This is a genomic window from Vibrio sp. Y29_XK_CS5, from assembly GCF_024181835.1.
Classification (GTDB): domain Bacteria; phylum Pseudomonadota; class Gammaproteobacteria; order Enterobacterales; family Vibrionaceae; genus Vibrio; species Vibrio harveyi.
On record NZ_JAMZAM010000004.1, the window covers coordinates 346,937 to 361,363 of the forward strand.

The following is a 14,427-nucleotide window of genomic DNA, read 5'->3' on the forward strand; positions in this document are numbered from 1 at the left end:
AGCCAGCGAGCCAGCTCTCAAAGAAAACTTAATTGTAGGGTTAAGCTTTAATCGCAGTTTCTAGCGCAATTTCAATCATGTTGTTGAAAGAAAGCTGACGCTCTTTTGCTGTGGTTTCTTCGCCAGTAATGCAGTGATCAGACACGGTCAAAATCGCCAGCGATTCAATACCGAATTGGTGTGCCAAGCCATACAAGCCCGCTACTTCCATATCCACACCAAGCACGCCAAAGCGCTCTAGGGCTGGGATCATGTCTTCATCCGGATCGTAGTAAAGATCGCCTGTGAAGATGTTACCCACTTTGACATCAATGCCCTTCTCTTTCGCAGACATGTAAGCGTTGTGCAGCAGTTCAAACGTTGCAGACGTTGCCATATGGTAGCCACTGCTGCGCTTAGCATTCGTCGGTGAATCTGTGCCTGCCGCTTGGGCTAGGATAACGTCACGCATGTGAACGTCTTTTTGTGTCGCACCGATGCTGCCGATTCGGATGATGCGTTTCACACCAAAGTCATTAATCAGCTCGTGACCGTAAAGCACCATTGATGGAATGCCCATGCCGTGCCCCATCACTGAAATGCGCTGACCTTTGTAATAACCGGTGTAGCCCAGCATGTTACGAATGTCCGTAACCAGTTTGGCGTCATCTAGGTAGGTTTCAGCGATGTATTTCGCGCGTAGCGGATCGCCCGGCATGATAACTGTTGAAGCAAAATCTTCTGCAGAACCTGCGATATGAGCAGTCATAATGTTTTCCTCGTTCGTTCTGATGGCGCAATCATAATGAGGAAGCAGGACAAAGTTTCAGGACAAAAGTCCGGTTTGAAAGTACGAGCTCTCATAACTGAGCAAAGCGTCAGTATTCAACGAAAAAAGCGCCCACAAGGAGGCGCATTCGGTCAAAAAAGTGAGTAATTCTTTGCAGAGAAAGCTCAGGGTAACCGCAATATGGCTTGTTGCTTTAACCAGATTTATTCTTGAATGCCACGGATGCGCACGTTTCGTCTGCGCAGTATTTCTAGCGTGACGAGCAGACACACCGACATAAAAATCAACAGTGTCGCGACCGCGAGTATGGTCGGACTGATTTGCTCGCGAATACCAGACCACATTTGCCTTGGTACGGTTTTTTGCTCCGCCCCCGTTAAAAACAGCGCGACCACCACCTCATCAAACGAAGTACCAAAAGCAAACAAGCCGCCGGAGATCATACCCGGACGAATTAGAGGAAACGTCACGTGCCTGAAGGTATATACTGGATTAGCTCCAAGGCTAGCAGCGGCTTTAACTAAGCTGTGGTCAAAACCACTCAGTGTTGCCGTTACCGTGATCACCACAAACGGTGTACCAAGTGCAGCGTGAGCCAGAATGATGCCGATGTAGGTTTGGGACAGTCCTAAGCGCGTATAAAAGAAATACATAGCTGCCGCCGAGATGATCACCGGAACAATCATTGGCGAGATCAGTAGCGCCATAATGGCATTGCGAAACGGCAAATTACTGCTGGCTAATCCTAGCGCCGCTAATGTGCCAAGCGCTGTAGCAATCAAAGTCGCCATCAAAGCGATGAAGGTGCTGTTCTTGAGTGCTAACAACCACTGCTCGTTGGTGAACATCTCTTGATACCATCGCACTGAATACGCCTCAGGATCAAGATTCAGCATGCCCTCAGTAAAGGTAAAATAAGGTGTGGCATTAAACGACAGAGGAATGATGGTTAAAATCGGTGCGATAAGGAAAAACAGCACCAAACCACAAAAAACCAAATACCCAGCGTAGGCAACTCTCTCACGTTTGGATGCATAATTCGGCAAACCCATGATTACCCTCCTACCTTGATATTATTAATGCCCACGACGCGGTTGAACACATAAAACAGCGCTAACACCACAAACAACAACAGACCGCCTAAAGCCCCCGCCATGCCCCAGTTCAACGATGTTTGCATGTGATAAGCAATCATGTTGGAAATCATCTGTCCGCTTCGTCCGCCAACCAATGCCGGTGTGATGTAAAAACCGATGGAAAGAATGAAGGTCAAAAGTGCGCCTGCGCCAATACCGGGTAGCGTCAACGGCATATAAACTTTGGAAAACGCCACCAAAGGCGTGGCACCGAGTGAACGAGCCGCACGAAAGTAAGTCGGACTAATGCCCTTCATCACGCTGTAGAGCGGTAAAATCATAAACGGCAAAAGGATGTGGACCATCGATACCACGGTGCCAAATGTATTGTGAATCATTTGAATCCGTTCCGACGTCAAGCCAGACCAAATCAGTAAGTCGTTAATCACACCTTGGTTTTGCAACAACACAATCCAAGACGTAGTTCGAACAAGTAGCGAAGTCCAAAATGGTAGAAGAACAACGATCAACAATAGGTTTGCGCGCTTGTCTGGTAAGTTTGCTAACAAGTACGCTACGGGGTATGCCATTACCAAGCAAATGAGCGTGATTAAGACCGACATCCAAAAGGTTTTAAAGAAAAGGTCGACGTAGATCTGGCGTTTTTCTGGTTGCGCTTCAATTTCACCAAACTCATTCACTTGCATGTCTAATGCCGCTAAATAGTGGCTCAATGTAATGGCACCACTGAGGTTCTTAAACGCCGCCCAATACTTAGTTTCTGCCCAGCGCTTATCTAGCTTAGACAACTCTGTAATCGATGTTGGCAATGACTCAAGGCGAGATAACTTTCTTCCGGTTTTCATCATTAAGCTGCGCATTCCGGAAACTTCAATATTCATGCGATTGGCGATTTTTGGCAGCGTTTTGCTTTGATACAAAGCCAATAGCTCATTAGAAAACGCAGTGATCACTTCTGGGTGCGGCTGACCTCGATAGTCCCAGCTTTCCAGCGCTTGAATAGTGTCTGGTAATGCTTGTGGTATGGCTCGGTTGTCGACACTGCGATACAGCATTTCTAAGATGGGAAATGCAAAGGTGAGCAAAATGAAGCACACCAAGGGCACAGTAAGCATGATCGAACGAATGGTTTTTCTCCGTTCTGCTTTTTGCAGCTGAGCTTTGAGATCGTGTTCTTGTTCATGAACTTGGCGCTCGATTTCCAATACCGAGTCCAACGAGGTTAACTCTCGACTCATGCTGCCTCCTCATTGCATTCCGTTTGCGCTTGAGATTGAGGCTGTGAGCAATCAAGGGCGTGACAATCTTCACTTTGCCAGCCGATGCGGCATTGTGCGCCCGGAGTAAGTGAGAGATGGGTGCGATTGTCATTTGGCACTTTGACGACGAGTTTACCCACCGTCTCAACGTCAACCACTAAGCGATAATGGTCACCATGGTAAATGAGCTCACGCAAGATACCGGAAACTTGGTTATCACACTGATCGCCATCAGACTGAAGGATGATTTTTTCCGGTCGAATCGAAAGCGTGGTGCTCTGCCCTCGCTCTTTGACTCTTACAGGTTTCGCATTGAATGCCGCTTTCCCGACCTGCACTTGGCAGCGAGCATCATCTAACGTGTTTACAATACCGGTAAGTTGGTTGTTCTCACCGATAAACTGCGCCACAAACGCATTGCTTGGCGATTCGTACAACTCAGTTGGCGGCGCCAATTGCTGCACTTCGCCATGGTTAAATACCGCAATGCGATCAGACATCGTCAGCGCTTCATCTTGATCGTGCGTCACGTACAAAATGGTGATGCCGAGCTTTTCGTGAAGATGCTTTATTTCCATCTGCATCTGCTCGCGAAGCTGCTTATCCAACGCACCCAACGGCTCATCCATCAACACAAGTTTTGGCTCGAACACTAAGGCTCTTGCGAGTGCAACGCGCTGCTGTTGACCTCCGGATAATTGCTTGGGATAACGACTAGCAACGTGCCCTAGCTCCACCATGTCTAATGCGCTTTGCACTTTGCTCTCGATGGTTTCACTGTCGAGCTTGCGAACCTTCAACGGGAAGGCAAGGTTTTCAGCAATGGTCATATGGGGAAAGAGCGCATAGTTTTGAAATACCATGCCGATGTCTCGCTTATGCGGAGCAAGGTTATTCACCGGCACGCCATCAATATAAATTTCGCCGCCAGTGGCAGTTTCAAACCCTGCCAGCATCATTAAGCACGTGGTTTTGCCCGACCCGGAAGGTCCAAGCATGGTGACAAACTCACCGGGGGCAATATCTAAGTTAAAATCTTTTACAACCAAGTTGGTGCCATCGTAGGTTTTCTTAACGTGTTGAAAGCTGACATAGTCCTTGTTCGCCGAATTCATGGCTTCCCTCCTCTCACTTTTTTGAACATCAAGAATAAGCAGAGCGTCAGTTAACGCCCTGCTAAACAGCTTGGTTATAGATTGTATTTAGTTAGATCTAGACGAGTAGCAAGCGCATGCTCAACCAATTGAATCACCTGTTCACGCTCTGCGCCTTGCAAGATTTGACGAGGGGCACGAACTTGCTCAGAGCCGCGTCCACACACTTGCTCCGCTAGCTTGATGCACTGAACCAAAGTTGGGATGGTGTCTAAACGCAGCAATGGTAGGAACCAGCGGTAAATCTCTAACGCTTCTGCGTAACGACCTTGACTTGCCAACTTGTAAATCGCCACCGACTCCTCAGGGAACGCATTAGTTAAGCCAGAGATCCAGCCAGTAGCACCAAGCATTAGTGATTCAAGCGCAATGTCATCTACGCCGCTGAACACGGTAAAGCGATCGTCAAATTGGTTGTAGAGCTCTGTAATGCGGCGCGTATCCGTGGTGGACTCTTTCACCGCCACAATGCTTTCAAATTCAGCCAACTTCGCCATGATGTCGAGATTGACATCCACCCCGTAAGAAACTGGGTTGTTGTAAATCATGATTGGCATTTCTGGCGTAGCTTGCGCCAACGTGCGGTAGTAATCAAAGGTCTCGCTTTCTGACGTGCGGTACACCATTGCAGGCATCACCATACAGCCATCAATACCGATTTTTTGTGCGTCTTGCATATAGTCAACCGCAGCAGTAGTGATGGACTCTGCCGTACCTGCAATCAAAGGTACACGACCATTGACCACTTCTTGTGCTGCCTGCAATACCTGACGTTTTTCTTCTGGATACAAGGCGCAGTTTTCTCCTACCGTACCCAAACAGATAATGCCGTTGACGCCATCTTTAATTTGGTTATCGATAACGGTTTGTGTTGCATCTAAGTCAATCGACTGATCGTGACGAAACTGAGTACTGACCGCTGGATAGACACCTTTCCATTCTACTTTCATGAATTTTCTTCCCTATATGTATATTGTATGCAATTTTAAAAGACGAGCGAAAATGCTCAAACTAGGCTGATGCCGCTTTCTTTCAATACCGCTTGTACAGCGGCTAAATCGGCTAAGGCACTGCCCACCGATTTGTATAAGGTGATCGCCTCATCACTCTGACGCCCTCTCACTTCTTTGGCGCAAAGCTGTGGCAACTCTCCTTTAATCTGCTCGGCGTTAAACACGCCCTCTTGGATTGGGATCAGTAAATCCCCCGCTTCCGCTAACACATTAATGCGGCTATCGACATACACCTGTGCGCGCTGCACAACTGTCGAGTCACACTCTCGTTTATCCGAATCGTGATTGCCCACTAAGTCGATATGCGTACCGGGTAGAACCTTTGCACCATCAAACAGTGGTGTAGCGGAAGCGGTCACACAACTAATAATATCAACGTGTTCAAGAGTCTCATCGACGCTCTCAACCACCGACACCGCAAACTGACGTTCGATTGGCAAGGATTGATACTCTGGCGAAGAGACAATGCGATCGACGGTAGTCATCGCTTTGTCCAAGTTGCGCCCCCAAACATAAACCTGTTTAAGCGGTCGAACTGTGGCATACGCCCACGCAAAATATGGTGCCAGATTGCCAGTTCCGCATATCAGCAACCGAGAAGCGTTTTCACGCGCTAGGTAATCCGCAGCTAACGCAGACGCCGCTGCTGTTCGCCAGAAGGTCAGCACTTTTCCATCGACCAATGCAACGGGTTGACCGTCTTCTCTATTAAACACCAAGATTTTGGAAGCCAGCGTATCTTTGCCATCCGATGGGTTTTGCGGAAAATAGGTAAAAGCTTTGACCGCGATTAAGTCTTGGTTCCATGCGGGCAGCAAAGCAAATGCTTCATACTTACCTTCTTCCAAAGGCATCACTCTTCGTTGGGGAATAGCGGCAGGCTGGGCATAAGTTTCTCGCATGGTTTCAATCAATGACTTCATGCTCAAACACTTGGCAACTTGCTGCGCATCGATAACGTTCATGGTTTCTCCAAAGCAACTAAAGGGGAACGTCAGAGGCGGAACTTTTGGTTATCAAGCCCGCCCCTTCAGAGGTAACACTCAACTGAGTTAGCGTTTGATTAACGCCTAATTAAGCAGCCAAGTGTTGAATTCTTCATTCAGTTCATCGGCATAATCCGACCACCACTCGTCATCAATCAAAAAGGCTGTTTTAAAGTTCTGCGGTGCGGTAGGCAGGTTTGCCAAAATCTCAGGACTTACTTGCGCCGATGACGACTTGCGGGTCGGACCATAGGCAACGTATTTTGCTTGTTCAGCTAAAGGCTTGGTACCCGACGAAAAAGCGATGAAATCGAGCGCTAGCTTGGTGTGCGCACTGCCTTTTGGAATCGCCCAGCCGTTCATGTATCCCATTTGGTGATCCCAAATAATGCGAAATGGCTGCCCTTCATCTTGTCTGGCATTATGGATACGACCGTTAAACGCCGAGGCTATTACCACTTCTTTGTCTGCGAGCATTTGTGGTGGCTGAGCACCTGTGGTCCACCACAACACTTGTGATTTGATGGTATCGAGCTTGGCAAATGCTCGCTCACGCCCTTGTTCGGTCTCTAGCAAGGCATAAACCTCTTCAGGCTTCACGCCATCCGCCAACAGCGCCCACTCTAAGTTGCCTTGAGGTTGCTTTTGCAGCGCACGTCGACCAGGAAAGGTGCTCAAATCAAAAAGGTCGGTCAACTTGCTTGGTGCGGCTTTACCTTTGAATGCCTCTTCATTGACGGCAAGCACTGTCGAAACCACAATCGAGTTGATAGCGCATTCGTGAATCGCTCCTTCAATGAAGTCTTGTTCTGCTGGCGTGCCATCCGCACCCGGCGGCAAAATACTTGGATTAACAGGCTCCAACAGCCCTTCTGCACAGCCGCGTACAATGTCTGGCTTGTCTAGTGATACCAGATCCCAGCGCACGTTATTAGCTTCTACTTGCGCTTTGATTTCGGCTAAACCACCACTGAAGTCTTCTGAGACAATCTCAACGCCCGTCTTTTTGATAAAAGGTTTGTGGTACGCCTCAACTTGGCTCTTGGTAAACGCACCGCCCCAAGACACAATCGTTAATTTCTCTTCTGCGTATGCAGAGGTCCCCAACAGCATTCCTGAAATCAACATCGCCAGTGGTGCTTTCGTCATTCGTGACATGTTTTACTCCTTTGGTCGTTTTCTGGAGGTATCCGGATACGACTGCTGGACACCTTATTGTTAATTTTTTGTTAACATTAGCATTAAATATATTTTATACAATATTTAATCTTAAAATTTTTTAAGCGAATCGCTTGAGCGTAAATGGTGAAAGATCAACCGATGGGCTTTTACCTTCAACAAGCTCCAAAATGAGATCGGCGGTGATTGCAGCTTGGGTTAATCCAAGATGCTGATGCCCAAATGCTAGCAGCACTTTTCCTTCACAAATCTTGTCAATCACAGGTAACGAATCCACTGTTGATGGTCGATTTCCCATCCACTTTTCTTGTTGCTTGAGTGGGTTTAATCCACTTTCGAACATCGCATCGCCTTGCTGATACAGCATCTCTGCACGCTTCATATTCGGGGGAGATTCTACGTGTGCATACTCCACGGTTCCCGCTAAACGCAGCCCACTCGCCATCGGCGTCATGATGAATTTTCGGTCGGCAGAGCTGATCGGAAACGGCAGCGCTTGCCGTTTATCATCCATCATTAAGTGATACCCTCGCTCTGCTTGAATAGGCACAGCGATACCAGTTAATTGCTCCACTAAAGGCTTGGAATGTACCCCGGCAGCAACGATGATACGGTCGAATAAATATTGACTTGATTCCACCGACACTTGCCCCGATTTACTTAGAGCATCAATCGTTTTATTAACAATGGTTCCCCCCTGCTTCTCAAAGGCATCATAGAGCTCAACGCAGATGGAATAAGGGTCTATCGTATGTCCCGTCTCAGGAAAAAACACACCATGACGAATTTGGCGACTGATCTCGGGAAGTTGTTCACGGATGGTTTTCTGCGTCCAAACTTGATACTTCACATCGTGTTTTTCTAGCTCTTCTAGCGTACTTTGATAACGTTCGAACAACCGCTCGCTTTCAAAGGTCAATAACGAGCCATCCATTTTGATCAGGTCTTTTTTCTCGATGGAATCGAGCAGCTGTTGCCAGCTTTTCACTGCTCTTGAATTGAGACTTTTGATGGCGTTGGTCGAAGGCTCTGTCGACGATGGTTTGGCTTTTGATAAGAATCGAAGCATCCAACCCATAGTGGAAGGGAGATCTTGCCATCGGATAGAAACCGGACTTTTTGGGTTCAATAGCATCTTAGGTAACTGAGGAATAAGACCCGGTGTTGCGAGAGGAAAAACTTGCTCAGTGGCAATGTGTCCTGCGTTCCCTTTCGAGCAACCATTTCCCACGCCATTCGGGTCGAATAGCGTCACTTGATGCCCTTGTTGCTGCAATTTTAAGCCAATTGCCAAGCCGATGATCCCCGCGCCTACTATCGCTATATTTTGATTTCCAGTTTCTTCCTTGACCAACATGAATATGCTCCAAGTCACATTTGAAAAAGCAGATTGTATACAATATATTTTACATCACGATAACATTAAGCCCGTTCGATTCAACCCATTTTTTCAGCAAGGAGCGAAAAATGAGACAAGGAACCTTTTTCTGTATCGATGCCCACACCTGTGGCAATCCAGTCCGTTTAGTGGCTGGCGGTGTTCCTCCGCTTAAGGGCAATACCATGAGTGAGAAGCGCCAATATTTCTTGGAACACTATGATTGGATTCGTCAGGCATTGATGTTTGAACCTCGTGGTCACTCCATGATGTCAGGTTCCGTCGTTTTACCGCCTTGTAGTGACAATGCTGATGCCTCGATTTTGTTTATCGAAACCAGCGGATGCTTACCTATGTGTGGGCACGGCACGATAGGTACTGTCACCACGGCAATTGAGAATCGGCTGATCACACCAAAGGAAGAAGGTCGTTTGATCCTTGACGTCCCTGCTGGACAAATCGAAGTGCATTACCAAACAAAAGGTGACAAGGTCACGTCAGTTAAGATCTTTAACGTTCCTGCTTACCTTGCTCACCAAGATGTCACCGTTGAAGTAGAAGGACTGGGAGAAATCACTGTCGATGTTTCTTATGGAGGCAACTACTACGTGATTGTCGACCCACAAACCAACTATGCCGGTCTTGAGCACTACTCACCTGATGAGATTTTGATGCTCTCCCCCCGAGTGCGTGAGGCGGTTTCAAAAGCGGTGGAATGTGTGCACCCAGACGATCCTACTGTGTGTGGCGTCTCTCACGTACTTTGGACAGGTAGCCCTACTCATGAAAACGCAACCGCTCGCAACGCGGTGTTTTATGGCGACAAAGCCCTTGACCGCTCCCCTTGCGGCACAGGCACCAGTGCCCGTATGGCGCAGTGGCATGCCAAAGGCAAACTCAAACAAGGTGAGGACTTTGTCCACGAAAGTATTATCGGCAGCCTGTTTAACGGACGTATTGAAGGCGTCACTGAAGTGAACGGGCGAGCAGCTATTTTGCCTAGCATCGAAGGTTGGGCGCAAGTGTATGGACACAACACCATCTGGGTGGATGACGAAGACCCATACGCGTATGGATTTGAAGTGAAATAAGGACAGTAAGGAATCACAATGAACCCGCAAACCGACAACGTTTTTTACGCTACCAACGCCTTTACCGGTGAGGCGCTCCCTTTAGCTTTTCCTGTTCATACGGAAGTTGAGGTCAATCAAGCCGCTACTGCAGCGGCAAAAGTCTCGCGCGATTTTCGCCGCTTAAGTAACAGCAAGCGCGCTAGCCTGCTTCGCACGATTGCCAGTGAATTAGAAGAAAGAAGCGATGACATTATCGCCCGAGCACATTTAGAAACGGCGCTTCCAGAAGCACGTCTGACAGGAGAAATCGCTCGTACAGCTAATCAACTTCGCTTATTCGCTGACGTAGTCAATTCTGGCAGTTATCACAAAGTCATTCTTGATACGCCAGACCCAACTCGAGCCCCGCTACCTAAGCCAGATATTCGTTGCCAGCAAATTGCACTTGGTCCTGTCGCGGTATTTGGTGCATCCAACTTTCCGTTGGCTTTCTCTGCTGCTGGTGGAGATACTGCTTCTGCTCTCGCGGCAGGTTGCCCGGTGATTGTAAAAGGTCATACGGCGCACCCAGGTACAAGCCAAATCGTTGCAGAGTGTATCGAGCAAGCGCTGAAACAAGAGCAGCTACCACAAGCGATTTTCACCTTGCTGCAAGGAAATCAGCGTGCTTTAGGACAAGCTCTGGTCAGCCATCCTGAAATAAAAGCGGTGGGCTTTACTGGATCGGTTGGCGGTGGACGCGCCCTGTTCAACCTGGCGCAGCAGCGACCTGAGCCAATCCCGTTTTATGGCGAGCTTGGTGCCATTAACCCGACATTTATTTTCCCTTCCGCAATGAGAGCCAAAGCCGACTTAGCGGAGCAATTTGTTGCTTCAATGACCATGGGATGTGGACAATTTTGCACGAAACCTGGCGTAGTGTTTGCGCTGAACACACTGGAAACACAAGCGTTTATTGAAACCGCGCAAGCCCTTATTCGACAGCAATCTCCTTCTACTCTACTTACTCCCGGAATCCGTGATAGTTACCAATCACAGGTCGTCAGCCGAGGTTCTGACGACGGAATTGACGTCACTTTTTCTCAAGCGGAGTCCCCTTGTGTTGCATCGGCTCTCTTTGTCACGAGCAGTGAAAATTGGCGCAAACATCCTGCGTGGGAAGAAGAGATTTTTGGTCCACAATCGTTGATCGTCGTTTGTGAAGATGTGGCTGATATGCTTTCGCTCAGTGAAACGCTGGCAGGATCGCTAACCGCGACAGTTCATGCAACGGAAGAAGATTACCCACAAGTATCGCAGCTCATCCCTTGTTTGGAAGAGATTGCCGGACGACTGGTATTTAATGGTTGGCCGACAGGCGTAGAAGTCGGTTATGCCATGGTGCATGGCGGCCCTTATCCAGCGTCAACCAATTCGGCTTCGACTTCCGTTGGTGCAGAAGCTATTCACCGCTGGCTACGTCCGGTGGCTTATCAAGCGTTACCAGAGAGCTTATTGCCCGATTCGTTAAAAGCAGAGAATCCATTGGAGATCCCGCGCTCAATGGATGGCAAAGCAGCTCACAGTTAAGTCATTGGCTCAAAAAGGCACCAGTTGGTGCCTTTTATTTCACGCCACATCTCAAAACCTTCGCTTGCAGTTGGCTTAATCCAGAAAAACAATAAACTAAAGAAATTGGATACAATATTTATTTTTGACGGGAGACTTCAATGTCACAAAAACCTGTTTTTAAGACCCGCACTCAACTGGTTGAGGAAGCGATTCGAACTCAGATCCTTAAGGGCGAGTTAAAAACTGGTCAACCTTTACGTCAGGACGCGTTGGCAAAAGAGTTTAATGTTAGCCGTATTCCCGTTCGTGAAGCGTTAGTGCAATTGGAAGCACAAGGATTAGTGAGCTTTGAGCCTCATAAAGGGGCAACAGTAACCGAGCTCTCTCCAGATAAAATCGACGAGTTGTTCGAACTGCGCGCCGTAGTGGAATGCCACATTTTAGAGCGTGCGATTCAGAACATGACTGACGAGGATCTCGAACGCGCACGTGAAGTCCGTGAACGTTTTGAAGCGGTAGTCAACAGCGGCGATGAAGTAGAAGAATGGAGCAACTACAACTACGAATTCCATAAAGCGCTGTATGCCCCAGCAAACATGCCAGAAACCATGGATGTGATTTACAGCCTCAACACTAAGTGCGACCGCTACATTCGCATGCAACTGCTGTTCACGACGGGCATTCAAAAGGCAGAGCAAGAGCATTTGACCTTGTTCGAAATGTGTCAAAACCGCGATGTGGACGGCGCTAAGTATCTGCTGAAAAAACACATTTTGGAAGCTGGTACCGCCATTCGTAACTTGTTGTTGGAACAACAAAACACATCAAAATAAGCTCAGCAGCTAAGGTGGTGTTAAGAAATGAATGTCGGACCTAAATTTCTATTAGCGGCGCTGCGACAAAAAATCAAAGATGAGGGGCTGTGCTACAGCTCTTTGTCGGAGAAAAGCGGTATTCCCTTGTCGAGCATCAAACGCCACCTTCATAATCCTTCTTTGGGCTTGGATAAAATCCTTGTCTATCTCAACTATTTAAACACCGATCTTATTGAACTAGCCAACCTCGCCAATCAGCTTCAGCATGAGAACGAACAAATGCTGACTGAAGAGCAAAGCGCGTTATTTCTTGAACACCCCTACCTTCTCGACTTTATCTATATGGTGACGTCTCGTAACCTTGCTCCGAAGGATATTGCAAAAACCTATCAGCTATCAGAAACCAGTCTGCGTTTTTATCTGCGCATCGCGGAAATGCTAGGTTATGTTGAAGATTTTGGTGATGGGTTGTTCTACCGTTCTGGGCGACGCTTTTTGATGGAAGAAGGCTCTGAACTCGACTCATTATTTCGTGAACGCTTCCAAAAAGAATCCTTATCTCACGAGGTAAATCCGGGGATTTGTGTCGGTCGTATTCGTTTGACCAACGCACAGCGCCAACAACTAGAAGAAGAAGTTTACAACAAGCTGGTTAAGCTCAATGCGATCAATACTTCTAATGATGATGGTGAACTCACCAACGTATTAATGCGTTGTACTCCAGGAGCACAAATTTTCTTCTCTGACGGACTGCCTGACATTGACGGCGACCTATTAAAATATGTCGCGCAACTCACCAATAAAAAAAACTAATATGATTATCATTGAATTTCAATCAATTTTATATTGATTTTCAATTTAATATTAATTATCGAATTTAAAATCGACAACTAGCTACTTTTAATTCACCGCAGTTAATATCGTTTATATCTCGTCTGCGATGACAATATTTCGACCATTGAGTTTTGCTTTATATAAGCACTGGTCTGCTTTATCTAAGTAATAACGAATATCCAAATTCGGTTCTGGACACTGAGTGAACACACCAATTGAACTGGTTAATATGTGACTTTGAGCACTGGTTTCACAAATAATAGAAAGCTCGGCTGTGGCTTTTCTAAACGCCTCTGCGCGGTTGATTGAGGTTTTATGTTCAGACCCTACAATCACAACTAGAAACTCTTCTCCACCAATTCTAAACACGATGTCATCGAGGTCATTAAAGTGAGCAGACAACAATGCGCCTACTTTGGTGATCGCTTCATCCCCTTTTAGATGACCAAACTGATCATTTAGTTGTTTAAAGTAATCTAAATCAATGGATACAAAGCTGACGAGTTGGTTAGTGTCTTGTGCTTTATTAAGAATATCTGGCGTCATGATATTGAAGTATCGGCGATTGTACAGACCCGATAATTCATCAGTAATAGCGAGTTCTTGCAGCTTTTTATTGAGACATCTCAATTCTTTCTCAGCAACAAAGCGACGATGCTTTTCTCTCACTAATTCAATAGATTGACTTGATACCTCAAAATACATTTTAAGTACAGTATCGGCGACCAAGCCATTGATACCTTGCAAAGTGTCGACAGCATTCACTTTCGCCGTCTCTAAAGAGTCACTCGACTCTAACTCTCTTACTGCCACGCTCATTTTTTTATCGTCGCCAATAATATGGAACACGAGCCAACGCACTAAGAACTGTAGGATATGCTCAATAGATTCTTGCCAGTTGAGATCTTTCGACTCCGCTTGGATTTTTATGACTTCATCAACAAAAGAGGCATGGCTCTTCTTATGCTCATCATTCCAAATATCATCAGAAAAGTATTCATTCCATACACTTTCTTCATATGAAAAGTGATATTGAGCATAGTCTTTTAACTCACTAAATACGCCGTCTACTTCAATCTGGTCATCATAAATCAACGTATTAGCTAATTTATTCACCAATAAAAATAGATGGTAATGTTGTTCATCAATCTTTTTCATCCCTGTCTCAAAATTGTGATTCCAAGGGAAGATGATCAGTTCGTTATCGGACATCGCTGGGCATATATAAATATTATTTCTTTACTGGATAGTACCCCATGTTATTTTAACTTGATAGCCCTACCATATAATTTGACATAAAGAGAAAATAAACTTGTTAT

13 protein-coding genes are annotated in these 14,427 nt (G+C 46.6%); 4 read left to right on the forward strand and 9 right to left on the reverse strand.

The window, feature by feature from the left end:
- Positions 1-40 precede the first annotated feature (40 nt).
- From deoD to NL647_RS17815, 8 genes are all read right to left on the reverse strand, one after another.
- Complete coding sequence (gene deoD / locus NL647_RS17780) at positions 41-748, reverse strand: purine-nucleoside phosphorylase (RefSeq protein ID WP_253650476.1); 708 nt, start codon at positions 746-748, stop codon at positions 41-43.
- Between the two features lie 224 nt (positions 749-972).
- Positions 973-1,821: an ABC transporter permease gene (locus NL647_RS17785; protein ID WP_253650477.1), complete on the reverse strand. Its 849-nt coding sequence runs from the start codon at positions 1,819-1,821 to the stop codon at positions 973-975.
- A gap of 2 nt (positions 1,822-1,823) precedes the next feature.
- Complete coding sequence (locus NL647_RS17790; RefSeq protein ID WP_253650478.1) at positions 1,824-3,104, reverse strand: ABC transporter permease; 1,281 nt, start codon at positions 3,102-3,104, stop codon at positions 1,824-1,826.
- Positions 3,101-4,240, reverse strand: a complete 1,140-nt coding sequence (locus NL647_RS17795; RefSeq protein ID WP_253650479.1) for an ABC transporter ATP-binding protein — start codon at positions 4,238-4,240, stop codon at positions 3,101-3,103. The genes NL647_RS17790 and NL647_RS17795 overlap by 4 nt, the downstream gene beginning before the upstream one ends.
- A 74-nt stretch (positions 4,241-4,314) precedes the next feature.
- A complete protein-coding gene (locus NL647_RS17800) occupies positions 4,315-5,229 on the reverse strand; it encodes a dihydrodipicolinate synthase family protein (RefSeq protein ID WP_050924254.1) in 915 nt (304 codons plus the stop codon).
- 56 nt (positions 5,230-5,285) lie between these two features.
- Positions 5,286-6,257: an ornithine cyclodeaminase family protein gene (locus tag NL647_RS17805; RefSeq protein WP_253650480.1), complete on the reverse strand. Its 972-nt coding sequence runs from the start codon at positions 6,255-6,257 to the stop codon at positions 5,286-5,288.
- Positions 6,258-6,362: 105 nt separating this feature from the next.
- The gene (locus NL647_RS17810) at positions 6,363-7,436 is read right to left on the reverse strand and encodes a polyamine ABC transporter substrate-binding protein (RefSeq protein WP_253650481.1); all 1,074 of its coding nucleotides are present in this window, start codon (positions 7,434-7,436) and stop codon (positions 6,363-6,365) included.
- 121 nt (positions 7,437-7,557) lie between these two features.
- On the reverse strand, positions 7,558-8,814 hold the full coding sequence (locus tag NL647_RS17815; RefSeq protein ID WP_253650482.1) for an FAD-binding oxidoreductase: 1,257 nt from the start codon (positions 8,812-8,814) through the stop codon (positions 7,558-7,560).
- 110 nt (positions 8,815-8,924) lie between these two features.
- Between NL647_RS17815 and NL647_RS17820 the strand changes: the two genes are divergently transcribed.
- The 4 genes from NL647_RS17820 to NL647_RS17835 all read left to right on the forward strand — a co-directional run bounded on the left by NL647_RS17820 (position 8,925) and on the right by NL647_RS17835 (position 13,087).
- Positions 8,925-9,926: a 4-hydroxyproline epimerase gene (locus tag NL647_RS17820; RefSeq protein ID WP_047516976.1), complete on the forward strand. Its 1,002-nt coding sequence runs from the start codon at positions 8,925-8,927 to the stop codon at positions 9,924-9,926.
- Positions 9,927-9,944: 18 nt separating this feature from the next.
- On the forward strand, positions 9,945-11,477 hold the full coding sequence (locus NL647_RS17825; protein ID WP_253650483.1) for an aldehyde dehydrogenase (NADP(+)): 1,533 nt from the start codon (positions 9,945-9,947) through the stop codon (positions 11,475-11,477).
- 140 nt (positions 11,478-11,617) lie between these two features.
- Positions 11,618-12,292 carry a GntR family transcriptional regulator gene (locus NL647_RS17830; RefSeq protein ID WP_005439897.1) on the forward strand — a complete coding sequence of 225 codons (675 nt, stop codon included), beginning with the start codon at positions 11,618-11,620 and terminating at the stop codon, positions 12,290-12,292.
- A 27-nt stretch (positions 12,293-12,319) separates the two neighbouring features.
- Entirely contained in the window at positions 12,320-13,087 is a 768-nt protein-coding gene (locus NL647_RS17835) for a hypothetical protein (RefSeq protein WP_009697395.1), read from the forward strand.
- A 111-nt stretch (positions 13,088-13,198) separates the two neighbouring features.
- Here the strand turns inward: NL647_RS17835 and NL647_RS17840 are convergent, their stop codons facing one another.
- A complete protein-coding gene (locus NL647_RS17840) occupies positions 13,199-14,320 on the reverse strand; it encodes a GGDEF domain-containing protein (RefSeq protein ID WP_017190301.1) in 1,122 nt (373 codons plus the stop codon).
- Positions 14,321-14,427 lie beyond the last annotated feature (107 nt).

What these genes read in the sequence shown, in the direction of transcription:
- NL647_RS17805 (WP_253650480.1), bottom strand. Translation starts at nt 6,257, where the DNA reads ATGAACGTTATCGATGCGCAGCAAGTTGCCAAGTGTTTGAGCATGAAG.
- NL647_RS17795 (WP_253650479.1), bottom strand. Translation starts at nt 4,240, where the DNA reads ATGAATTCGGCGAACAAGGACTATGTCAGCTTTCAACACGTTAAGAAA.
- NL647_RS17800 (WP_050924254.1), bottom strand. Translation starts at nt 5,229, where the DNA reads ATGAAAGTAGAATGGAAAGGTGTCTATCCAGCGGTCAGTACTCAGTTT.
- NL647_RS17820 (WP_047516976.1), top strand. Translation starts at nt 8,925, where the DNA reads ATGAGACAAGGAACCTTTTTCTGTATCGATGCCCACACCTGTGGCAAT.
- NL647_RS17825 (WP_253650483.1), top strand. Translation starts at nt 9,945, where the DNA reads ATGAACCCGCAAACCGACAACGTTTTTTACGCTACCAACGCCTTTACC.
- NL647_RS17835 (WP_009697395.1), top strand. Translation starts at nt 12,320, where the DNA reads ATGAATGTCGGACCTAAATTTCTATTAGCGGCGCTGCGACAAAAAATC.
- NL647_RS17810 (WP_253650481.1), bottom strand. Translation starts at nt 7,436, where the DNA reads ATGTCACGAATGACGAAAGCACCACTGGCGATGTTGATTTCAGGAATG.
- deoD (WP_253650476.1), bottom strand. Translation starts at nt 748, where the DNA reads ATGACTGCTCATATCGCAGGTTCTGCAGAAGATTTTGCTTCAACAGTT.
- NL647_RS17785 (WP_253650477.1), bottom strand. Translation starts at nt 1,821, where the DNA reads ATGGGTTTGCCGAATTATGCATCCAAACGTGAGAGAGTTGCCTACGCT.
- NL647_RS17840 (WP_017190301.1), bottom strand. Translation starts at nt 14,320, where the DNA reads ATGTCCGATAACGAACTGATCATCTTCCCTTGGAATCACAATTTTGAG.
- NL647_RS17790 (WP_253650478.1), bottom strand. Translation starts at nt 3,104, where the DNA reads ATGAGTCGAGAGTTAACCTCGTTGGACTCGGTATTGGAAATCGAGCGC.
- NL647_RS17815 (WP_253650482.1), bottom strand. Translation starts at nt 8,814, where the DNA reads ATGTTGGTCAAGGAAGAAACTGGAAATCAAAATATAGCGATAGTAGGC.
- NL647_RS17830 (WP_005439897.1), top strand. Translation starts at nt 11,618, where the DNA reads ATGTCACAAAAACCTGTTTTTAAGACCCGCACTCAACTGGTTGAGGAA.